Annotated in this window: 16 protein-coding genes and 1 pseudogene; 7 read left to right on the plus strand and 10 right to left on the minus strand. The window is 59.0% G+C overall.

Annotation, left to right across the window (positions count from 1 at the left end):
* Nucleotides 1-90 precede the first annotated feature (90 nt).
* On the plus strand, nt 91-1,557 hold the full coding sequence (locus tag IVA78_RS18055; protein ID WP_247335339.1) for an exopolysaccharide biosynthesis polyprenyl glycosylphosphotransferase: 1,467 nt from the start codon (nt 91-93) through the stop codon (nt 1,555-1,557).
* Between the two features lie 42 nt (nt 1,558-1,599).
* Here IVA78_RS18055 and IVA78_RS18060 read toward each other — a convergent pair whose 3' ends face one another.
* The gene (locus tag IVA78_RS18060; RefSeq protein WP_247335342.1) at nt 1,600-1,968 is read right to left on the minus strand and encodes an H-NS histone family protein; all 369 of its coding nucleotides are present in this window, start codon (nt 1,966-1,968) and stop codon (nt 1,600-1,602) included.
* 727 nt (nt 1,969-2,695) lie between these two features.
* Here IVA78_RS18060 and IVA78_RS18065 point away from each other — a divergent pair.
* Nucleotides 2,696-3,079: an H-NS histone family protein gene (locus IVA78_RS18065; RefSeq protein ID WP_247335344.1), complete on the plus strand. Its 384-nt coding sequence runs from the start codon at nt 2,696-2,698 to the stop codon at nt 3,077-3,079.
* A 160-nt stretch (nt 3,080-3,239) separates the two neighbouring features.
* On the opposite strand, the gene IVA78_RS18070 is transcribed toward IVA78_RS18065, so the two are convergent.
* The 3 genes from IVA78_RS18070 to IVA78_RS18080 form a co-directional block, all read right to left on the minus strand.
* The gene (locus IVA78_RS18070; RefSeq protein WP_247335347.1) at nt 3,240-4,319 is read right to left on the minus strand and encodes a nucleotidyltransferase family protein; all 1,080 of its coding nucleotides are present in this window, start codon (nt 4,317-4,319) and stop codon (nt 3,240-3,242) included.
* Nucleotides 4,306-5,346 (minus strand): PqqD family peptide modification chaperone, encoded by a 1,041-nt coding sequence (locus tag IVA78_RS18075; RefSeq protein WP_247335350.1) that lies wholly within the window; start codon nt 5,344-5,346, stop codon nt 4,306-4,308. The genes IVA78_RS18070 and IVA78_RS18075 overlap by 14 nt, the downstream gene beginning before the upstream one ends.
* A gap of 281 nt (nt 5,347-5,627) precedes the next feature.
* Nucleotides 5,628-5,873: a hypothetical protein gene (locus tag IVA78_RS18080; RefSeq protein ID WP_247335353.1), complete on the minus strand. Its 246-nt coding sequence runs from the start codon at nt 5,871-5,873 to the stop codon at nt 5,628-5,630.
* A 709-nt stretch (nt 5,874-6,582) separates the two neighbouring features.
* On the opposite strand from IVA78_RS18080, the gene IVA78_RS18085 reads away from it, so the two are divergent.
* From IVA78_RS18085 to IVA78_RS18095, 3 genes and pseudogenes are all read left to right on the plus strand, one after another.
* Nucleotides 6,583-6,798 carry a hypothetical protein gene (locus IVA78_RS18085; protein ID WP_247335355.1) on the plus strand — a complete coding sequence of 72 codons (216 nt, stop codon included), beginning with the start codon at nt 6,583-6,585 and terminating at the stop codon, nt 6,796-6,798.
* 1,155 nt (nt 6,799-7,953) lie between these two features.
* Nucleotides 7,954-11,274, plus strand: coding sequence for an adenylate/guanylate cyclase domain-containing protein (locus IVA78_RS18090; protein WP_247466801.1), 3,321 nt, complete (start codon nt 7,954-7,956; stop codon nt 11,272-11,274).
* 253 nt (nt 11,275-11,527) lie between these two features.
* Nucleotides 11,528-11,950, plus strand: a pseudogene (locus tag IVA78_RS18095) (integrase).
* 443 nt (nt 11,951-12,393) lie between these two features.
* Here IVA78_RS18095 and IVA78_RS18100 read toward each other — a convergent pair.
* From IVA78_RS18100 to IVA78_RS18120, 5 genes are all read right to left on the minus strand, one after another.
* Nucleotides 12,394-13,479: a response regulator gene (locus tag IVA78_RS18100; RefSeq protein ID WP_247466804.1), complete on the minus strand. Its 1,086-nt coding sequence runs from the start codon at nt 13,477-13,479 to the stop codon at nt 12,394-12,396.
* A 56-nt stretch (nt 13,480-13,535) separates the two neighbouring features.
* Complete coding sequence (locus IVA78_RS18105) at nt 13,536-13,901, minus strand: response regulator (protein ID WP_247421793.1); 366 nt, start codon at nt 13,899-13,901, stop codon at nt 13,536-13,538.
* Between the two features lie 2 nt (nt 13,902-13,903).
* The gene (locus IVA78_RS18110; protein ID WP_247466807.1) at nt 13,904-15,409 is read right to left on the minus strand and encodes an ATP-binding protein; all 1,506 of its coding nucleotides are present in this window, start codon (nt 15,407-15,409) and stop codon (nt 13,904-13,906) included.
* 67 nt (nt 15,410-15,476) lie between these two features.
* Entirely contained in the window at nt 15,477-16,490 is a 1,014-nt protein-coding gene (locus IVA78_RS18115; protein WP_247466810.1) for an ABC transporter substrate-binding protein, read from the minus strand.
* Nucleotides 16,491-16,520: 30 nt separating this feature from the next.
* The gene (locus IVA78_RS18120) at nt 16,521-17,546 is read right to left on the minus strand and encodes an ABC transporter substrate-binding protein (protein ID WP_247466812.1); all 1,026 of its coding nucleotides are present in this window, start codon (nt 17,544-17,546) and stop codon (nt 16,521-16,523) included.
* A 685-nt stretch (nt 17,547-18,231) separates the two neighbouring features.
* Here IVA78_RS18120 and IVA78_RS18125 point away from each other — a divergent pair.
* Both IVA78_RS18125 and IVA78_RS34415 read left to right on the plus strand, forming a co-directional pair.
* Nucleotides 18,232-20,079 carry a PAS domain-containing sensor histidine kinase gene (locus tag IVA78_RS18125; RefSeq protein WP_247466815.1) on the plus strand — a complete coding sequence of 616 codons (1,848 nt, stop codon included), beginning with the start codon at nt 18,232-18,234 and terminating at the stop codon, nt 20,077-20,079.
* Between the two features lie 254 nt (nt 20,080-20,333).
* A complete protein-coding gene (locus IVA78_RS34415; protein WP_256468123.1) occupies nt 20,334-20,465 on the plus strand; it encodes a hypothetical protein in 132 nt (43 codons plus the stop codon).
* 15 nt (nt 20,466-20,480) lie between these two features.
* On the opposite strand, the gene IVA78_RS18130 is transcribed toward IVA78_RS34415, so the two are convergent.
* Nucleotides 20,481-21,268: IS3 family transposase (locus IVA78_RS18130; protein WP_247466818.1), on the minus strand; the 788-nt coding region annotated here is incomplete at its 5' end.

Genomic DNA, 21,268 nt, shown 5'->3' on the forward strand with positions numbered 1-21,268 from the left:
TTTATCATGTTGCGACCAATTCAGGTTGAATAATATATTTAAATTCATAATATATTAATTATTAACCGCATGCGCTCCTGTTGATTGGCCATGAATTTTATCAACCGGCATATCGGCGACCATGAGAGCGATCTAGCTCTCGTCAACTCACGATCGTCCATTGCTGATGAAGGCAAATGGCCCGTCCGGTACGACTCTGTTGAATTCGTAGCGATCTGCGCCGATATCGCGACCATTCTATTCGCCGGCTTCCTTTCCGCGCTTCTTTCACACGGCAGCCCGGCACCAGCTGGCCTAGGCCAGGCATGCGCCTACGCGGCCGCAGCATCAGTATCTTTTGTCTACATTCTGAAAGGCAGGGGACTGTATCGGCCAACAGAACTCCTCGTTCTCCGAAGCCAAGTTCGCGCCATTTGCCTCACGTGGATTTTGTTGCATGTGCTGGCCGCCGCTGTAGAGATGCTGGATGACAAGCCACAGTTCTTCCGAGGTGCCGGCCTCCTGTTTGCGGCACTCGGCCTGGCATCTTTGATTGCGCAACGGTGCGTTGCCAGGACACTGCTAATAAAATGCTTCAGCGGCAGGAAATTCGCTCGGACGAATCTCGTCCTGATCACCGATCAGCCGCCTTCGAATCATGCTGGTCTGTCGGAGACTCTTGCGGTCCTCGGCTATTGCGTTAAGGGCCGCTTTGGGTTGCCTGCGATGGGCTCGGACCCCGGTTCCAGAAAACGGCTCAGCTGCCGCGTGATCGAACATATTCGGAATTCCGAAGTCGATAAAATCGTGCTGGAGGCCAATCCCGAACGTTGGGCCGACCTTCGTGCCTTTATCTCCGACCTGAGGGTGCTGCCATTCCCTATCGTGTTCGTCCCGGTAGGTGCCGCATCCGAACTGCTTCGACATCCGACGAGGAGCTTGGGAAGTGCCGCTTGCGTGGAAATCCAGCCGGGCCCCCTCACGGCAATCGAGCGCGCAAGCAAGCGAATAATTGATATTATCGGCGCGGGATTTGCTTTGATGGTCTTTGCACCATTGCTCGCCATGGCTGCGGTCGCGATCAGACTGGATTCTCCCGGTCCGATCCTCTTCAAGCAACAAAGATGCGGCTTCAATGGCCGAATATTTTCCATCCGAAAGTTTCGGACGATGCATGTGCTTGAGAATGGACCTGTCGTCGTTCAGGCAACGCCTCTTGATCCTCGCATTACCAGGGTTGGCAGATGGCTACGGCGAACGAGCTTCGACGAGCTGCCGCAGTTGTTGAATGTCCTCGACGGCAGCATGTCACTGGTAGGCCCACGCCCCCATGCCGTGGCCCACGACGGACAGTTCGAAAAGCTCGTCCGGAAGTACGCCTTCCGGCGCCGAGTGAGACCCGGATTGACCGGATGGGCTCAAATCCATGGCTGCCGTGGACCAACGCCTACAGCGACCATGGTTGAGCGACGTGTGGAGTACGATCTCTGGTATATCGACAACTGGAGTCTTCGGCTAGACCTCGCAATCCTGCTGCGAACTCCCATGGAAGTGCTGCGGGGGCGCAACGCCTGTTAAGCGAACAGGATCGCGGCGCCACGCCGGCCCATGGACGGCAATTCACGCCCGTTGCCGAAACTTCGGAGCCGGTTCCCCTATGCGAAACTCCTCGATCCGACGGCCGGATTTCATGGCAGCAACCAACCACCGCGGCCGCTTGCCACGTCCCGACCAGGTTTCGGAAGTCTGCGGGTTGCGGTATTTCGGTAGCACGCGCGGATATTTGCGCCTCGGTTTGCCGGTCGCAGAGACGCCTGGCCCGCCTGTTTCGGCTAATACAGCCATGCCACCGCCGAGAACCGCCAGGCGCTTCTCCAGTTCCTGCTTTTCCGCCTTGATTCGATCCGACAAAATGCCGCTAATTTCCTCATGAAGCGACCATAGATCGTCGAGGGACATCGCTTCTAGTTCGAGCTTCTTGGTCGACATGCTAGCATCCTGTAGTTGCGCCCATTTAATATTGCCCCGGCCGGGTAATCAAGAACCAAGAGGGTCAACATTACAAAAACATGTGGAACCGAACGACAAGTTCGTGCTCCACATAACTGCGTCGCCGGTTCTAATCAAGACAGAAAAATGCACTATCCCCCTCAATTTAATTCGGCCAAAGCAACGTCACGCGCCTTACGTGCACCGACGCCTCCACTCAAGCGAAGAATGCACGTTAAGCGGGCCGTGGGATCAATCTGCCGCGCCGCACTCTCGGCGGATAGGCCCGGCGCGCGAGGCCGCCTTTCGTAGTCGACAATCCACCTGAATTGCGACCATCGGCCTGCCGCAATCGCGAGCTTATGATTGCGATGTCTCTTAGCGCGAGCCCTCGCAGCTGGATTTGCAGCTTCAAAGCCTGGATGTCGGTCAATGCAGCCGACGGAGCGATAAACCGGCTGATCGCCGCTTCAAGGCGCCCCATTGGGCAATCAATAGCGTCCAATGTTTCTTTTCGGGCTTGCAGCAAGGCTTCTGGCCTTTCAATACGTCGATTAAAAATAATGCTCGCAATATAATATTAAATAATATACTATTTATTTATTGTCGCGTCAAATTTGAAAGACCGGTCTCGGTCCCTGTCCGTAACTCGCCGCGCGAACAACGATATTCGGCGTGGAGATGACAGGCAGGTAGGGGCATCAGTCGAACGGTGACGAGAAATGCTATGCGAAGGCAAGATCTCGAAGCCATGGATTTCGAGGAACTCTGGCTCCTTCACGAGGAGCTGACGAAGATTCTCGCCGAAAAGATCACCGCCGAAAAGCGGGAACTGGAAAAGCGTCTTGCGCAACTCAACCAGCCGGATCAATTCGGCGAAGCTGAAATCGGGGCGTCTGAGACGGGGACCGGCCAGCCCCGTCGCAAATACCCGAAGGTCGTACCGAAGTACTACAACCCGCTCCAGCCAACAGAGACTTGGTCAGGACGTGGTAAGCAGCCCCGCTGGCTGGTTGCCGCCCTCCAATCAGGCCACACGCTGGAGGAGTTCAAAATCCGCGAGAACGGCGAATCGTCCGAAGGGAATGCTGGTGGTCGAGAGCATTCCTAGCTCTGCGCGACTGGACGCACCTCGGGTCGGCTGAGAATGTTCAGTCCTGCGGATTGGGGCAGCCGCCTACCCACCTGGAGCATGTAGCAGATCGAAAACCCGCTCTGCCAAGACCTGCCGCCACGATCTCTCGAGAACGCTCGTGTGACGGTCGCAGGCTCTAGACCTTTCCCGCACGAACTGCGGTCGTCGCATTCAGCAGAAACTGTAAGGTTCTAGCTCTTGGCACAGACCACAATCCACGTCGGTTCGCGCTGGTTCTTGTCGAGACAACGGCCGCCTCCCTGCGGTAGTTTCTGAGGTCCAGAACGTTCATCGCCAGGAGGGGCACGCGTGTGGCCGGTAAGCGTGCTTGCATCAACTGTCGCATGAACTGCAGGCGCGGAATCAGTCGGGAGCGCAACGCGTGCGGAATCTCGACGCCAAGCAGCTCAGCAAGAGCGAACAGCTGGGTTTCGACTGCGTTCTTCATCAACTCGCTCGAGACAAGAGAGCTAAGCTCCCCCCAATCGAGGCCCTCGGCGGAATTGCTTAGATCGCGTAATTCAACAAGGTGCCGCAGGTCGAGGTCGCCGAGCCAATAACCATAGTCTTGAAACTGATCATGGATGATCAACATGAGCGCTTGGTAGGTAGGCCTGGGGATATAGACGCGTCCCCGTCCCAGCGGCGCAGGGACGCAATGGTTCAGCGCATGCCCGAAGCTCTGGTAGAGGTACGCAGGACCTGGAGCTGCCCGCTGCAGGTCGATGGTGCCGACATCCTGCGACCGATTCAGCTCGACGTGCCATCTCTGGCTTTCGGAAGGGGCCTGGTAATCGATATCGTATCCAATTGCACATAGAGCGGCGACTGCCGTTCTGGCTTCGTCTGGCATAATCATGATGTCCAGATCAGACATTAACCGAACGCCTCGTCGCTCCTCGGGCGCGGTCGCCAGTGTCGATGCCCCCTTGAGCATGATCGGCGTAATTCCCAAGCTGTTCATCGCAACGACCGCTTCTTCCAGTTGGGCGATGAGCCGATTGTTGCGCAGCACGTTTCGGCGGTGGATCTGGCGAATATATGTGCAGACGTCCTCCGGCAGCATCGATGCGAATTTGTCGACAAAATCGATGAGCGCCGGCGTCGTCAGAGTCTGGTTTGCGAGCCCGATTACGGGCGTCCACTCTACATTGACCGGTGGCATGCCTCGCAAGCAATTGCAAAGGCTCGTCAGTGCGGCGCTATGTCTTGCCATTGCACAAATCCATAATCAATCGCCGAGCCTCCACGGCCTCGCAATAGGTGAGTTGAAGCGATCGCGCTCCCGCGACAATCCGCTTCAAAGCAAAAAAGCCGGCCTGCGAAAGTCGTCCGTCAGCAGCAAATGCGTTCTCGATGAGCCGCTTCATCGAATCCAACTGATCTATCGCGGTCAGTTCGGCCGGACCGCTCGCGACCCGGTTCAAGAAGATGACCCAGCTTGCGGAAAAGCATTGGTTCTGTGCAGCCGGAATTGGTACGTACCGCACCAGAACGCCGTCGGAGCGGCAATGCGTCGCGTCGTGCCGGTCGCCATCTAGTCGCGAGAGAAAGCCCCACGATCCCTGCTTGAGGGTGAGAGCAAACGGGAGTCCGCAGATCGTTCCGTCAGCTTCAACCAGCGCAACATCATCGCCGGCATACCGAAGTCCGGCGTCCACCAGTTGCAGTGTGAAGGTAGACTTCCCAACTCCCGGTTGGCCGCATAACAGCAGGCCCATACCGTCTTTCACGAGAGAAGCGGCATGAAGGGAGAAGACCCAACGACTGTTTCGAATGAGCCGCTCGGTGATGTAAGCTTTGATCGTGGGGGCCAGCGCTTCGACTTCACATCTGGAGATGCGGGCATCCTCTCCGCGGAAGAACACGTGCCCGTCCAGCATCATTGCTTCGATGGCAACGTCGACGTCGCAGCCGGCGCTCTGGTCCGGAACACAAAATAACGGAAGCAGCCGATTCAAGAGGTCCCGATTTGCGGCCCGGACGCCTATTCTGTGCCGACCCAGGATCGCTGAGAAGGCACAATCGGTCGGCATTCGCCAATCGACTTCAAGCAACGCTCGATCGATCCAGACATTTACAACCTGTCGCGTGAACTGGCGTGCCGTTTGCTCGTCAATGCCTAGCGCACCAAGCCCCTGACAAATTTCTTCCAGAGAGGCGCCTTGTGCCAACTTACACCAAATGAATGCCCCTACTCGGTCCAACTCAAAAATCTTCTGCCCTGCTTCGCTGAAGAGCATTGATCGACCCTCCAGCAGCGCGAATACTGTATCCGGAGCCGGTCTCAACACCATCTCTGCCGACGATCTTTCCAGCACGGCTCCAACCAATGTGAACAGGTCTGCCTCGCTCTGCACCGACGAGGCGGCGACAGCGTCTGGGAGGCGCTATTGTCGCGGCACCAAGGAGACGGCCGTCGCCCGCGAGATTCAGTCTAGCCCGGCCTGCGGCGCTGCAATTCCCGTTCAGCCGAACACATGCCATCCGATCGGGCTCGTTTCAAAAATGACAATCCGGCCGGTCAGGCCGCCAGCTGACCGTCCTTGCCCCCTCCCTGCGGAGAAATGTTCAACACCTGCTTTCCAAGAAGGCTCGCTCTCGCGATCAACCGATGAGCATCCAATAGGTACCGATAAGCTTCGCGATCGGCACTCCGTTCTCTCAGAATGCGCTCCTTCTCGCCAATGCTTAGCAATTCAGCGCGCATCTGAGCCAACTGCGGTGTATTCGAGGTGAGGTTGTGCTTGTTAAGAATTGATTCCCACATCGTCTCCTCCAGTCGCACGAACTTGGACGAGTTTAGCTTACGTGATTGGCAGCAATTAACAACGATATTTGCATATTTATCGCATAATCAAAATTTGTTTCATATTTGAACCTCGCGTAACTATTTAATACCTACGAGCAAGCCGCAGCACGCAGCGAACGCCATGACGAGAATGAGGGGTTGCTGAAGCCAAACGAGGAAAGGCCGGACATCTTTGGCGAGGGACATCGTGCCGTGCAGCCCCCGCGTAAGAAATAAATTGGCCAAGAGTCGCAAATCAGACCGACAATGCAAATTTTAATTTGCACATTAAATAAAGACGGAGAATATTAACGAACTGCACGAGGGGAGTGAGACCAGTGATCCGGTGGGCTGATCTGTCCGTCAAGACCAAGATAATGGTTTCGTTACGAGCGGAACATTCCGCGCGAAGCCGCAGGGATTTGGACATGACAATTGTTAAGCGCCTCCCAGAAGCTTTCGGTTGAGGTCGCAGCACTATTCAGGGTTGCCGAGCGAAAGCCGGCGGTATCCCCATTTCGCCAAGCAGGAATCCGGTCGGTTGGAGAAGCGTCGTCACGAGCAAGCTGCCCCTTGCTCGAACAACGACCCCAGGTGCGATGCCCCCCAGTTAACCCGCACCGACGAGAGCGCACTCCAGCCGGCCGGCCCTTTTATTCAACCGTCAAATTATTTCAGGGAGGCTCGCATGGGTATGATTATGGTCAAGTGCCCGCAAACCGGTCGCGCGATCCCGACCGGCATCAAATCCGATCGTGAGACTTTCCTGCGGAGCATCGTGTTTTTCGGCAATACTCGTTGTCCGACCTGTCAGGCTAATCATAACTGGTTCGCCCGCGAGGCTTGGGTCGAAGAGCCGATCATCCGGACGGCGGAGATGCTTCGCGCGGCTCCCTCGTGCTGATGCAAAAGACGTGGCCGTTCTAGAGAGTGCGTCCAAATTCCCTTTTCCTGATGCAGGCATTTTGTTGCGACGCGTTAGAATGCTCGAAAATGGAATGCGCGAAAATATTTCCGCGTATCGTCGTAAAGCGAACGGACGGCGCGATGATCCATCGCTTAGACGTTATTGGCACGTCATCACAAATTCGAGCTTCCCGTCACGGATTCGGCAAGGGCCTGTTTGGGGATGTTGTAGTGAGTAGTGGGGTTTGCAGCCTGGCTGTTCTGCGTCACGCAACGATCGAACTCGTTGGCCTGCTCGCTCAATTGCAGCGGCTCCGGGAGAAAGTACGAAGAGCGGAAGCACGTCGCTCGGGAGAAAGGGGGCGATCGGCATCCGCCTCGCGCACGCGAACGCCCCGAGCAACAAGGTATCGCACGCGGCTGTAGCCGTCGTGACCCTGACCAAGATCACCTGCAAGCGTCCTATTGTTCCGAAACTCTACGCGCGACGCGCGCTTGCGCGAGGCATCGATCGTCTCAGCGCGAGTAGCGGTCCGATGACGCGCTGCGAATATCCAGTTGTACGATGCGCATGTTTTCGGCCCGGACTAAATTCAGCGACGTGGGGCATCTTGCCGAGAATAAAGAGACGAGCAGACCACGATCACTCCTCGATCCGAATTGAGGACGGTGATCGCTGAAAGGCCGCTGATCGCTTGCTAGAATACCCGTATCGCCAGACATCCAAGCCATTGAAAAGCTTGGTGGGCGCACCAGGGCTCGAACCTGGGACCCGCTGATTAAGAGTCTGATGTTTGATGAACAACCAGAGGTACTTAGGTGTAAAAAGACACGCGAACGAGCCTATACAGATCAACAGGTTAGGGCCGAATTGTAAATCGAGCCGCCGCGGATCAACGAACCCGCAACACCTGCGTCCCGAACGTAAATAGCGATCGAAAAGATCAATAAAAACAATGAAGTTCGCTTGTGTTTGACCACCTTTATCGCCGTTTGTTCACGGTATTTCGCTGGTCAATCGGTGGTCAGCTTCCGATCTGCTCTGACCGGTGAAAATCTCCACAGATAGCGCGCTTGAACGCGCCTGTGGTGAAATTTTGGGGTAGGCTGAAGGAGCTGGTGCTCTACGGAGCAACCGAGCCAGGAGGCACCCATGAACGTTGCGGCTTGGCTGCACGGTTTGGGATTGGAGCAGTACGAGCAGGCGTTCCGCGAGAACGACATTGACGCCGAGGTTCTTGCCCACCTGACCGCCGACGATCTGATCGGGGTTGGCGTCACCTCGGTCGGCCACCGCCGCAAACTGCTTGCCGCGATCGCGGCGTTGCGTGATGCAACAGCGCCGACGTCCTTTCCTGTCCCCGGCGCGCCGGCCTCGATATTGCCGGTGGCTTCGCCGCTGCCGGAGGCTGAGCGGCGGCAGGTGACGGTGTTGTTCGCGGACCTCGCCGGCTACACGAAGCTCGCCGACGAACTCGATGCAGAAGAAGTCCACGCCCTCCTCGGAAGCTTCTTCGACCTTGCCGATGCAAGCATCGCCGATCATGGCGGAATTGTCGACAAGCACATCGGCGATTGCGTGATGGCCGTCTTCGGGGCCCCGGCGGCCCATGGCAACGACCCCGAGCGATGCGTCCGGGCTGCCCTCGAAATCCGGCGCCGCGTGCCCATGCTTGCGGCCGAGCTCGGCCGCCCAATTGGCGTACACATCGGCATTGCCAGTGGCGAGGTTATGGCGAGCGGCACTGGCAGCGCGCGGCACCTTGAATACACGGTAACCGGCGACTCCGTGAACCTCGCCTCACGCCTGACGGATAAAGCGGCCACGGGCGAGATCCTCATTTCGGATTCAGTCCACCGGGCGCTCGCCGAACGGGTCGACTGCTCCGAGGTCGGCGAGCTGGCCATCAAAGGCCTCGCAAAGCCGGTCAGGGCGTGGCGACTGCGCGCCTTTCGCGAGCCGGCCCGTTCGGGGCGCCAAGTCTTTGTTGGACGGCAACGCGAACTGCAGCAGCTCGAAGCCGCGCTGACCCGGTGCCGGGACACGAGACACGGCAGCGCCGTCTACATCCGCGGGGAGGCCGGAATCGGCAAAACCCGCCTGCTTGAGCAGTTCCAGGCGAAGGCCGAGGGAGAGAACTTCGCCTGTCACAGCGGCCTGGTGCTCGACTTTGGAATGGGCTCCGGCCAAGACGCAATCCGCTCGCTCGTCCGCAGCCTGCTCGGCCTGACGGGCGAGAGCAGCCAGGAAGAGATCGACGCAGCGGCTGAGAAGGCCCTCAAGGAGGGCATGCTTGCTGACGAGCGGCGGGTGTACCTGAACGACCTCCTGAATGTGCCGCAATCGACCGAGCTGCGTACGCTCTATGATGCGATGGACCTCGCGGCCCGCAACCGCGGCAAGCGGGCGACCGTCGCCGAGCTGGTCATCCGCGCGAGCGGCCGTCGTCCTCGGCTGCTGGTGATTGAGGACCTGCACTGGGCTGACCAGATGACTCTCGATCATGCAGCGAACCTTGCCGAGACAATCCCTGGGTGTTCGGCGCTTCTGGTCATGACCTCGCGGATTGAGCGCGACGCGTTTCATGAGCTCCGGCGCGGGACGATTGCCGACCAGCCGATCGTGACGATCGAACTCGGCTCACTCCAGCCGCGTGAGGCCAACAGACTCGCCGCTGCCTATGTCGACACACTCGGCGAGATCGCCCAGCGCTGCGTCGAACGGGCCGCCGGAAATCCGCTGTTTCTGGAGCAACTGTTGCGGCATGCCGAGGAGAGCACCGAGGGCGGCATCCCGGGCTCGATCCGGAGTTTAGTACAGGCACGCTTGGATCGGCTCGCGTTGCCCGACAAGCGGGCGCTGCAAGCAGCCTCGGTTCTCGGCCAGCGCTTTACTGCCGAAGCGTTGGCAACCCTGCTCGACCAGCCTGGGTGGAATTGCGCCGACCTGGTGCGGTATCGCCTCGTGCGCCCGCAGGGCGATCACTTCCTCTTCGCCCACGCGCTGATCCAGGAGGGCGTCTACGACACCCTGCTCAAGAGCCGGCGCCGCGAGTTGCACCGGCGAGCGGCAGATTGGTTCGCGAGCCGTGACCTAACGTTGTGCGCACAGCATCTCGATCGAGGCGATGACGATGGCGCTCCCCGGGCCTACCTGGAAGCGGCACGGGCGCAAGCAGCGGAGTACCGGGCCGAACGGGCTCTGCGGCTTGTCGAACGCGGGGTTGCCTTAGCCAAGAAGCGTGCCGATGTGAGTGCACTATCCCTGCTCTGGGGTGAGATCCTGCACGACTTCGGTTCAATCTCAGAATCGATTGCTGCGTTTGAGCAGGCCCTGGCAGTCGCCGATGTTGACATCGAGCGATGTCGAGCTTGGCTTGGGCTCGCCGCCGGCCTGCGATTGACGGATCGTTTCGATGAGGCATTTGCAATGCTGAACAAGGCCGCGTCCGCGGCGGCTATCGACGACCTCGCGGCGGAGCGCGCGCGGATCCACCACCTGCGTGGCAATCTCTGCTTTCCGCTCGGGAGGCTCGTCGAGTGCCTGCAGGAGCATGAGCGGGCTCTCGACTGCGCCCGAAGAGCCAATTCGCCAGAGATGCAGGCGCGTGCGCTTGGCGGCTTGGGCGATGCCGAATACGCGCGCGGTCGGATGGCCAGCGCCCATCGGCACTTCAGCCGGTGCGCGGAGCTGTCGCGCGCGTCCGGCGCCGGGCGCATCGAAGTCGCCAATCTCAGCATGGTCGCGCATACCCAAGTGTATCTCAATGATTTCTCCGACGCGCTCGCGACGACCCAGATGGCGGTCGAGTTGGCGGCGCGGGTCGGGCATCAGCGGGCGGAAATCATCGCCCACATCGCGGCGTGCACCGTGTTTCGCACGACCGGCGAGTTTGCACGTGTGAAGATGCATGCCGAGCGGGCCCTGATCCTCGCTCGGCAGCTCGGCGCCAAAAGGTTCGAGGCGACCAGCCTCCGCGATCTGGCCATGGTCGCTCGCGCGGAAGCGAGTAGGACGGAGGCGATCGAACTTCTGCACCGTGCCTTGGCGATCAGCCGCGAAGCTGGGCTCAACTTCGCGGGCCCGTGGATCCTCGGCCACCTTGCGGTGATGACCGAGGATCCGATTGAACGTGATGCGGCGCTGACGGAAGGCGAGGAGATTCTCCGCAAAGGCGCGGTGGGCCACAATCATTTGTGGTTCTTTCGCTACGCGATCGACGCGTCGCTAGACTCTGAGGATTGGGACGGCGCGGAGCGTTATTGCGCGGCGCTCGAGGATTATACGCGGCCAGAACCGTTACCTTGGGCCAACTTCTTCGTCCGATATGGACGCGCTCTTGGTGCATATGGTCGCTGCCAACCCGGACAGGATACGACCAGCAACCTTGCCAACCTGGTAGTCGAGGCCGAGCGCCTTGGCATCGGTCCGGCGCTTGCGACCTTGCGCTACCGCACCAGAAACGTGACGTGATTGTAGACCGGGCTTTCTAACGGAGGACCGCTCCAAATCAAGAGCGTAATTTCTGCGGGGCAGATCTTGCGATCGATAACGACGCGCGCAGAACCCCGATTTCTGTAAGTCGGGCAGGTCCGCTTCGGGTCATTTGCACCCCGCCCGACGATCCAATAGGACCAAAGTGCGCCTGCAGTTGTCTATAAGCCGACATAGGTTCAAAAGCTTGCTCGCCCGAAAATGACCGACCTCATCAACTGAGGAGGTCATCATGACTGATGTCCCAAGCCCCCACGTGAACGTCGCGAAGCGCGTACCGTGGAATAAGGGAAAGATCGTTGGCGCGAAGCCGCCACTCCGTCCCAAGCACGTCTGGTCCATTCGGACAAAGCTCCAGGTCGAAGGTCGGATTCGCGATCTGGCGCTGTTCAACGTCGCTATCGATAGCAAACCTCGTGGTTGCGACGTTGTCGCCCTCAAAGTCGATGACATCGCCCCCAGGGCTATGCGGCCGATCGAGCCAGTGTCCGCCAGAAGAAGACCGGTCGTCCCGTCAAATTCGAGCTTACCGAGGCGACTCGCCAGGCCCTCGATGACCATCTGAGGGCGACAGGCAAAGATCGAGAGTACGGTCCGCTACCTCGGAATAGAGGTCGATGACGCACGCGCAATAGCAGAACAGGTGGACGTCTGAATTGATCGGGCAGAGCGGACACGCTCTGCCCCTCCATTGCAGGCGGCTGCGGGCCAGGAGGCGACAGACAAACATGGCCTCGCAAAAGCTTGCTGGACCTATGACGGCCTGAAGCAAAGCTGCTAATATTCAATGAAACTATCGGAACTGTACAATGTAGACCGCCGCTCCGGCGAACTATCCCAGCAGGGCAAGTTCACTGATCCTTCGCATATACCAGATGAATTGAATCTTCTCGATTCCCATTGCCGCAAGCCGACGCTTGGACGGCGATGGTGCTAGGCAGCCTCGGGCCAAAACCTGACAAGGCCGATCGATTCGATCTGCCAGAACCATCAAGGCTAGGGGAAGGTCAAGAGGCCTAGCGCGTTCAGGTTGATACTGGATCAATTCTCGTCGGCCGGACAACAGCCGGACGTCCAGCCTGGTCGCTTCGAGCGCACTCAAGTCATTTCAAGCACGTTGTATGCCGCTATCGGACGACGCAACCCCTTGAGCGTCAGTTCACCCACGGGCTCCGCGGTCGCCCTCTCCTCAAGCGCCTCACGCACCTTGCTATCGACGAGAATCTGACCGTTGCGCGCCTCCGCGCAAAGACGGGCAGCGAGATTTACCACGGTCCCGATCGCGCTGTACTCAGAGCGGCCCTCGAAACCAATAGCGCCGAGCGTCGCATAGCCATATGCAATGCCGACTCCAAAACCAAGCTCATACCTTTCACGTTGCCACTTCTTCGATAATTCCATCAGGCGGCTTCGCATCGCGATCGCCATCTGAACAGCTCGCTTGCATGGATCTGTACAAGGAATCGGATCGCCGAAAATCACCATGATTCCGTCGCCCAGGAACCTCTCCAACGTGCCTTCAAACTCGTGGACGAGGGAGCCTAAGGCCGCGTGATATTCCTGCATCACGGCCATCACCTCTTCGGGCTCAACAATCTCTGCGAACGCCGTGAAACCTCGAAGGTCACCGAAGACTATTGTTACTTGTCTTCGGTGGCTCGCTAACGGTTCATATGTCGATGAAGAAAGAATCAACTCCGCTATTTGCGGTGAAAGAAAACGCTTTAAACGGCTGACCCGTTCAATTTGCACAACTTGCTCCGCAACACGCTGCTCGAGCATTCTATTCCACACGGCGAGCTCGACCGCCTGGGCTTCAACTCGATCATGCAACTCCTTGATGCGAAGCATGGAGCGCACACGAGCAACGAGGGCTGCGTGGTCGACCGGCTTGGTCAGATATTCGTCGGCACCCGCGTTAAGCCCCGTGACGACATCCTGTGAGTCGGTTCGCGCCGTCACCATGATGATTGGAACAAATCCAAGCGTCGTATCGACCTTCAGTCGTCGGCAGACCTCAAAGCCATCGATCTTCGGCATCATGACGTCGAGGAGGACAACGTCCGGCACCACTTCACGCACGACCGCGAGCGCCCTCTCGCCGTTTTCAGCCTCCACGGTCTGATAACCCTCGGCGCCGAGGCGTGCGGTAAGAAGGCAACGATTCGTTTCGTTGTCATCCACGATCAAGATTCGGGGTGGGACATGCATCTCTGCTCCACGTCATCACGCGCTGAACCTCATGGCAGGTATCGATTGATCGTCTCAAGTAGCTTTCGCGCGCTGTAGGGCTTTGCGACATAGGCATCGCAGCCTGCCGCGCGTGCCTTCTCTTCGTCGCCGCCAAGCGCATAGGAGGTGACGACGATGATTGGAATATGGCGGAGATCTGACTGCGCCTTTATGCGCCGTGTCGCCTCATATCCGTCAAGAAGAGGCAGTTGGATATCCATCAGGATCAGATCCGGACTTTGCGCTCGCGCCGCCACGAGCGCTCCTTCGCCGTCGTGCGCCTCGATCATTTCGTAACCGACGCTTGCAAGCAGGTCGCGCAGAATCTGCCGATTGTCCTCCTGATCTTCGACCACCAGTACGCGCTTGCTCATGTTTACATCGCCTGCTGCTCGAGCCGGGCCGGCACCAGAAAAGAGAATCTCGCGCCATGGCCGAGGCGGGATTCTATCCAGATTCGTCCTCCATGCATCTCCACAATACGCTTTACGATGGCGAGGCCCAGTCCAGCGCCTCCCTTCGTCTTGGTGATCGAGTTATCCACCTGCTGGAATTCCTGGAAGATCCTGGCCTGATCGGCTTCGTCGACGCCCGGTCCCGTGTCCTGAACGGAAAAGACGTAGGAATCTCGCCTCGTTTCCACTTCTATCCGGACCTCTCCAGCCTCGGTGAATTTGATCGCGTTACCAACCAGATTGAACAGGGCCTGAGCGAGCCTGCGTTCGTCTCCTCGCGCCGGCGGCAAGCCAGGCGGCACAGTAATGCTCAAACTCAGCTTCTTGTCCGCGGCGAGCGGCTCAACGGAGGTATGGACAACATTTACCAGTTCCTCCACCGAGTAGTCGGTCAGAGAAAGTCGAAGCTGTCCGGCTTCAATCTTGGAGAGATCGAGGACATCGTTGATGAGCCCGAGCAGATGTCTGCCGTTCCGTTGGATGCGTTCGACGGCGGATCGCATTTTCTCCGGAGGATTGCCGTATATGCCGTCGAGCATGAGCTCTGAAAAGCCGAGTACCGCGTTCAGTGGCGTCCGCAATTCATGACTCATGTTTGCGAGGAATTGCGATTTGTGACGGCTGGCCTCCTCAAGACTTCGGTAGAGCTGCTGCAGCTCTTCGCAGGTCGAATTGACGTGCGCCGCAAGCTCCCCGAGTTCGTCCCGATTGGGAACCTCGATACGCTGGGCGAAATCGCCAGCGGCTATCCGGTTCAGCCCGTGATGAATGATGCGGACTGGTTCGATCACAGACCGGGAGATCGCATGTCCCAAGACCAGCGTAAGCACAAAGCTTGCGAGCGCGACCGCAGCGACAAGTATCTGAGATTTGGTATAGGTTTGTCGGCTCGTGTCTATGCCGGCCACCATGTCCGCTTCAGCCCGGTTGACCAATTGATTGGTCAGTCGTTCGAGCTTGTCCGCGAGAGGCCCGAGCTCCGCGAATTCGCTCTTTTTGGCCTCAGCCGCTCGCCCGCCGCGGATGAGATCGACGATGTGTGAGACTACGGCAATGAAGCGCGCATATTCTTCGCGCACTTGATTGAGCAGCGCCACCTCGTCCTTTGCGACGAACGAGACGCGGTCAAGGTCGTACCCAAACTGGTTGATCTGCCGCAGCACGACCGCCAATGTCGTTTCGTTCGGAAAGGCGAGCGCTGCGGATACACCATAAAGCTGTCGAAGCGTATTGTGCTGCATCTGCCGATATGCCTCGATCTTCTGCTGCAGGCCAACGACCTGGTTCGCCCGCTGGTCCGCTTCGCGCAGCGAAAGGAGGCCGATTACCCCAACCGAGACCAAGAGCATCTCGATGACGAAGAAGGCCATCAGCAATTTCGTGCGCAACGAGGGTCGCAACTCAAAGCCAAGAAGACCGTTCTTCATCGACGCGGCGTCTCCACTTCCCCGCGACGTTGCAGGGAGCGGGCGCTGACCAAGAAACGACGTCGAATCAGCTTCCAAGTTCACGTCGAACCTCGTTGAGGAACCGCCAGTCGGCTGCATCCGCGATAATCTTTGCAGGATTCGATTTCAGCATCCTCGCTTCGCGCAGACGAAGCGCGTAAAAGCGGATTGTGTCTTCGGGATCGTATTCGCGCCAGCGGTTGTACGGCACATCCGCAAGCGTCTGAGCCGCATATTCGCGGCGAGGCGTGAACCCCCCATCTACCATCCGCTGCGCAACAAGGGCCGGCGCGCTTACGCACAAATCCGTCGCCCGGAGCATGGCGCGAACTACACGTTTGGTGGCGATGGGATTCTTTCGGACGAACTCACGATTCCCCGCCAACATGCAGCAATAATACTGCGACCATGGGTGATCCTGTGCACTGTTGACGATGACATGACCGATATTCTGCGCACGCAGACGCTGTGGCTCAGGAGGGAATCCGAGGAACGCGTCGATCTTACCCTCAGCAAACAATTCGATCGGTTTGACCGACGCACTTGTCACCCACTCAATGTCTTTGGCGGGATCGAGGCCGACAAGCGTCGCCATCGCGCTGATGAAAACGTGCGGACTACTGCCAAGCCCCTGCTGGCCGACGGTTCGCCCCTTCAAATCGGCAACGCTACGTATGCCCTCCTTGGCGAATAGCTCGAAGCAGCCGACATGAACCCCGGCCACAATAGTAACGCTCGCGCCCCGATCGATCTCGAGAAGAAGCGGACCGGAGAAATGCAGGGTGAAGTCGATGTCGCCCTTCGCGATTGCTTTGGTTTGCTCCACGCCGGCGTCAGATTCAACGTAAACGACGTTTGTAAACCCCTCGGCATTTAAGAGGTCGCTCACCACGTACTGCGGAGCGATACAAATGCTCGGGTTCTTCGCAAGGCGGATTGTGGTGGTCTCTGGCGGCGGATTGGACTCTTCGGCCCTCAACCGCGCCGCGACGCTCCCAAACAGGGCAGTGGAAGCGGCGCAGGCCCCAGCCAACAGCAAGTCGCGACGGTTCGTATGCATCGGGACCTCCTCGAAAACGCTGTAGATGAATCAGCCTCCAAGTTCACGTCGCACCTCGTTGAAGAAACGCCAGTCGGCTCCATCTGCAATGAGTTTCGCAGGGCTTGATTTAATCATCCCAGCTTCGCGCAGACGAAGCGCGTAAAAGCGGATTGTGTCCTCAGGATCGTACTCGCGCCAGCGGTTGTACGGCACGTCCGCAAGAGTCCGAACCGCGTAGTCCAGGCCAGGCGCGAAACCCCTATCCACCATACGCTGTGCAACAAGAGCCGGCTCGCTCACGCACAAATCCGTCGCCCGGAGCACGGCGCGCACCACGCGCTTAGTGGCGATGGGATTCTTTCGGACGAATTCGCGATTCCCCGCCAACATGCAGCAAAAATACTGCGACCATGGGCGATCCTGTGCACTGTTGACGATGACACGACCGATGTTCTGTGCGCGCAAACGTTGAGGTTCTGGGGGAAATCCGAGAAAGGCGTCGATCTTGCCCTCGGCGAATAACTCGATCGGTTTGACCTTCGCACTCGTCACCCACTCAATGTCTTTGGAGGGATTGAGTCCAACGAGTGTCGCCATCGCGCTCAGGAATACATGCGGAGGCGATTCAAGCGATTGGATGCCGACGGTTCGACCCTTCAGGTCGGCGACGCTGCGTATGCCCTCCCTGGCGAAGAGCTCGAAGCAGCCGACATGAATCCCGGCAAGAATGCTAGTGCTCAAGCCTCGATCGATCTCAAGGAGAAGTGGACCAGAGAAGTTTAGGTTGAAGTCGACATCGCTGCTTTTCCAGATAGCTTTGTCTTGTGCAGCGCCCCTACCAACGAACCCCGTTTCGACGTGAACGACGTTTGTGAATCCCTCGGCATTCAGCAGGTCGCTAACCACGTACACAGGCGCGATGCAGAGACTCGGGCTTTTTGCGAGGCGGATCGTGGTGGTTTCTGGCGGCGGATCGGGCTCTTCGGCCCTGAGCCGAGTGGTAACGCTCCAAAGCAGCGGGGTGGAGGCGGCGCAGCATCCCGCCAATAGCAAGTCGCGACGATTCGTATGCATCGGGACCTCCTCGAAAAACCTTAGCGGTAGCTTCCGGGGGCCGAACGTCGGGCCGACGTGATTTGCGGAACTAGGGGCCGCCGACGATGAAGATAGCACCGCCGCGCTACGTCCGATATGACCGAGCACCTGACGCGTTTGCAATTCCCTGACAATCCTTGGCCGAGCTGATGGTTTAAGGCTCCTTGGGCACCCGTGGTCGGTTTCGGGTCATGAGCGTCGGTTTCGCATCTCCTCAACCATGTCCAGTTTCCTCCAAACAGCGGGCGCCAGCGCGAACGGCACCGCTCGGCGCTATGGGCCAGAAACGCTAGGAACGGACATATGTCTTCCGGTTCATCTGCATTGCGGACTGGTCGAGCGGGCACCCCCTATTGGTAGCATGCTTACCACCCGACGCTGGCCCAGCCGCGACTTGGCACGCTGAACGGCTTGAGCTGGCGAACGGGTCATCGAAGATCGACCACCGATAGTCTTCTCGGCCTGCGCCGCGCTGTTCTGTCTCGCCAGCGCTCCGCTGCTGCCGCTTTACCACCACGGCGGATTGGGACAGACTGAGGCCGCAAATGGGTGACTGGCGGTGCGAGCCAGCGGCTTTGCTCCATCGTCTGGAGATGGGAGCGTCAGCTTGCCCGATTGGCCGAACGAACGGGACCGACCCAGTCGCGGCACTGGAAGCGTCCGCATGTCTCTGACGCGGACACAGCAAGTGCAAACCAATGGAAGTTCGGCGACGATACCGACGTCGCCTTTTCTCCCGGTTTTTTGCGCTGCCATCGCCGGCGGGATCTTCATCGCCGACACAATCACGCCTACAGAGTTCGCCTTCGGCGTGCTGTACGTCGGCGTGGTGCTGCTGGCGGCCAGGTTTCTTCAGTGGCGTGGTGTTGTACTGGTGACACTGGGGTGCATGGCGCTTGCGGTGCTAAGCTATTTGCTGTCGCAGCACTACGTATCGCCAGGTCTTGCTGTTGCAAACCGCCTTCTCAGCCTTGCAGTGATCGGCGTTGCGGGTTTCCTCGCTGTACAAGGCCACTCGAGAGAACTGGTGCTGCGCGAGCAGGCCGGCCTCCTCGACCTCACCCACGACACCATCTTCGTGCGCGATAGGGATGACGTCATCGTCTACTGGAATCGTGGCGCCGAGGAGCTGTATGGATGGAAGAAAGCGGAAGCCGTCGGCAAAGTCACTCACCAGCTGCTGCAGACGGTCTTTCCCATGCCGCTCGAAGAGATCACGGCAGAGTTGTTCCGCGCCGGCCGCTGGCAAGGGGAACTCGTCCACACGAAGAAAGACGGCACAGCGGCAATCGTTGCGAGCAGGTGGTCCCTGCAACGGGACGCGCGAGGCCATTCCTTCGCGATCTTGGAGACCAATAACGACATCACCGAACGCAAGCGGGTGGAGGATCTGACTGGCCAAGTGTTCGAGAGTTCACCTGATGGGATCTCCGTGATTGGAAGAGATTACCGGTTCCAACGTGTCAACCCGGTGTACGAGCGGATTTGGCAAATGCCGGCCGACAGGCTCGTTGGGCAGCACGTTGGGGATCTGCTGGGTACCAAGTTTTTTGAGCAGGAGGCCAAGTCCTATTTAGACCGCTGCTTCGCAGGAGAGAGCGTCAGCTTCGAGGGGTGGTTTGCCCATCCGGCCGGCCGGCGCTACCGGATCATGACCTATTCGCCGCTGCGGCTGCATTCGGGCCAGGTCGAGGCCGCGCTCGCGATCATTCACGACCTCACGGAACATATGCTGGCATCCGAAGCCTTGCGCGCGGCGCAGACGGAGCTCGCACATGTCAATCGCGTCACCACGATGGGCCAACTGACGGCCTCGATCGCCCATGAGGTGAAACAGCCGATCGCCGCCGTGGTCACCAACACTGACGCCGCCTTGAACTGGCTCGGCGCTCAGCCGCCCAACCTGGACCGGGTCCGGGAGATCCTCGGCCAAATCGCTGATGACGGCAACCGAGCCGGCCAGGTCTTCGATCGGATCCGCGCCCTCGTCAAGAAGGCGCCGCCCCGCAAGAATCGGTTCGACCTCAATGAAGCCATCCTCGAGGTGATCGCGTTGGCCCGCAGCGAAGTTCTGAAGCATGACGTCTCGCTGCAGACCGGGCTCGCGACCGGCCTACCGGCGGCGGACGGCGACCGCGTGCAACTCCAACAGGTCATTCTCAACCTGATTCTCAATGCCGTCGATGCCATGAGGGGCCTCGGCGAGGGAGCACGGGAGCTGCTGATCAGCACGGAGGTGGATGCCGCGGGCGGCGTGCTCGTTACCGTGCGCGATTCCGGAATGGGGCTGGACCCGAACGATGCGGACCGTGTGTTCGAGGCCTTCTACACGACCAAGCCGGAGGGCCTCGGCATGGGCCTCGCCATCTGTCGGTCGATCGTCGCGGCTCACGGCGGACAAATGTGGGCGAGCGCCAATAAACCTCGCGGCGCTGTGTTTCAGTTCACCCTACCTCCAGAATCGGACGAAACGGCTCGCGCGGAGCCCACCGGCGGCGGGCTGGTTGTGTGAGGTTACAGGTTGGGGCGAAACGAGTCCGTTCTCGGCGGCGGGCGATGTCCCAGCTGTGATCGCCAGAATTGTCGGGTCGGAGTGAAAGGCTGCCTTGGCCAGCTTGCATAGCCCTGTTCGGGTCACCTTCAAGAAGACCTCGCGGCGCTCTGAGCTCAGGTCAGCCAGGGGCCGATTTTGTTGAAAAAGGCGGCAGTTGCGACTCAAGGATAGCAGTGATTCAGTCTGTCTAATTGGCAGGACTGAAGATCCTGATGGGGCATCGGCAAGTCGAACAGGCTGCTTTGTTCTATGAGTTCTCGCTCGAGAAGCATATTCCCGCCGACCATCTCTTGAGATCGGTCGACAGGTTTGTCGATCTGCAAGAGATCAGGCAGGACCTGTGACGTTGCCCCCAAGTTTTATCCAGTCCTGAGTTCGCCCCGGCTGTTGGATTTACCCGAATGGGCGGTGGTAGCGACGGGAGCTGGTGCGGAGCCATCGGCATAGCGCAGCGCCAGATCCCGTCGCGGGTTGCAGGTGAAGGCAAACTCCGATGGTGTTTTCCATCCGAGTTGCGAGTGAGGTCGCGTATCGTTGTAGTCGGCCCGCCAATGTCCGAGTTCGACCCGGGCCTGGGCCAGCGACGTGAACAGCGTCTCGTTCAACAATTCGTCTCGGAGACGGCCATTGAAGCTTTCGATGAAGGCATTCTGCGTCGGCTTGCCGGGCGCGATGTAATGCCAGGCGACGCGGCTCTGATCGGCCCATGTCAGGATGGCGTTGCTGGTCAATTCGGTGCCGTTGTCGCTGACCACCATTTTGGGCTTGCCGCGCTCGATGATCAGCCGGTCCAGCTCCCGCGCCACCCGCGAGCCCGACAGCGAGGTGTCGGCCACCAACGCTAGGCATTCGCGCGTGCACTCGTCGACCACGGTCAGGATGCGGAAGCGGCGGCCATCGGTGAGCTGGTCCGAGACGAAGTCGAGCGACCAGCGGTCATTCGGCGCTATAGGCACCACCATCGGCGCCCTGGTCCCGAGCGCCCGCTTGCGGCCACCACGGCGACGGACCGCGAGCCTCTCTTCCTGGTAGAGCCGGAACAGTTTCTTGTGGTTGACCAGATAGCCCTCCCGCCTGAGCAGAACATGCAGGCGCCGATAGCCGAAGCGACGGCGCACCTCGGCAATCGCTCTCATGCGTTGGCAAC

The sequence above is a fragment of the Bradyrhizobium sp. 137 genome, assembly GCF_023074095.1.
Taxonomy (GTDB): domain Bacteria; phylum Pseudomonadota; class Alphaproteobacteria; order Rhizobiales; family Xanthobacteraceae; genus Bradyrhizobium.

What these genes read in the sequence shown, in the direction of transcription:
- IVA78_RS18055 (WP_247335339.1), top strand. Translation starts at nt 91, where the DNA reads ATGAATTTTATCAACCGGCATATCGGCGACCATGAGAGCGATCTAGCT.
- IVA78_RS18060 (WP_247335342.1), bottom strand. Translation starts at nt 1,968, where the DNA reads ATGTCGACCAAGAAGCTCGAACTAGAAGCGATGTCCCTCGACGATCTA.
- IVA78_RS18065 (WP_247335344.1), top strand. Translation starts at nt 2,696, where the DNA reads ATGCGAAGGCAAGATCTCGAAGCCATGGATTTCGAGGAACTCTGGCTC.
- IVA78_RS18070 (WP_247335347.1), bottom strand. Translation starts at nt 4,319, where the DNA reads ATGGCAAGACATAGCGCCGCACTGACGAGCCTTTGCAATTGCTTGCGA.
- IVA78_RS18075 (WP_247335350.1), bottom strand. Translation starts at nt 5,346, where the DNA reads ATGCTCTTCAGCGAAGCAGGGCAGAAGATTTTTGAGTTGGACCGAGTA.
- IVA78_RS18080 (WP_247335353.1), bottom strand. Translation starts at nt 5,873, where the DNA reads ATGTGGGAATCAATTCTTAACAAGCACAACCTCACCTCGAATACACCG.
- IVA78_RS18085 (WP_247335355.1), top strand. Translation starts at nt 6,583, where the DNA reads ATGGGTATGATTATGGTCAAGTGCCCGCAAACCGGTCGCGCGATCCCG.
- IVA78_RS18090 (WP_247466801.1), top strand. Translation starts at nt 7,954, where the DNA reads ATGAACGTTGCGGCTTGGCTGCACGGTTTGGGATTGGAGCAGTACGAG.
- IVA78_RS18105 (WP_247421793.1), bottom strand. Translation starts at nt 13,901, where the DNA reads ATGAGCAAGCGCGTACTGGTGGTCGAAGATCAGGAGGACAATCGGCAG.
- IVA78_RS18110 (WP_247466807.1), bottom strand. Translation starts at nt 15,409, where the DNA reads ATGAAGAACGGTCTTCTTGGCTTTGAGTTGCGACCCTCGTTGCGCACG.
- IVA78_RS18115 (WP_247466810.1), bottom strand. Translation starts at nt 16,490, where the DNA reads ATGCATACGAACCGTCGCGACTTGCTGTTGGCTGGGGCCTGCGCCGCT.
- IVA78_RS18120 (WP_247466812.1), bottom strand. Translation starts at nt 17,546, where the DNA reads ATGCATACGAATCGTCGCGACTTGCTATTGGCGGGATGCTGCGCCGCC.
- IVA78_RS18125 (WP_247466815.1), top strand. Translation starts at nt 18,232, where the DNA reads ATGTCTCTGACGCGGACACAGCAAGTGCAAACCAATGGAAGTTCGGCG.
- IVA78_RS34415 (WP_256468123.1), top strand. Translation starts at nt 20,334, where the DNA reads ATGGGGCATCGGCAAGTCGAACAGGCTGCTTTGTTCTATGAGTTCTCG.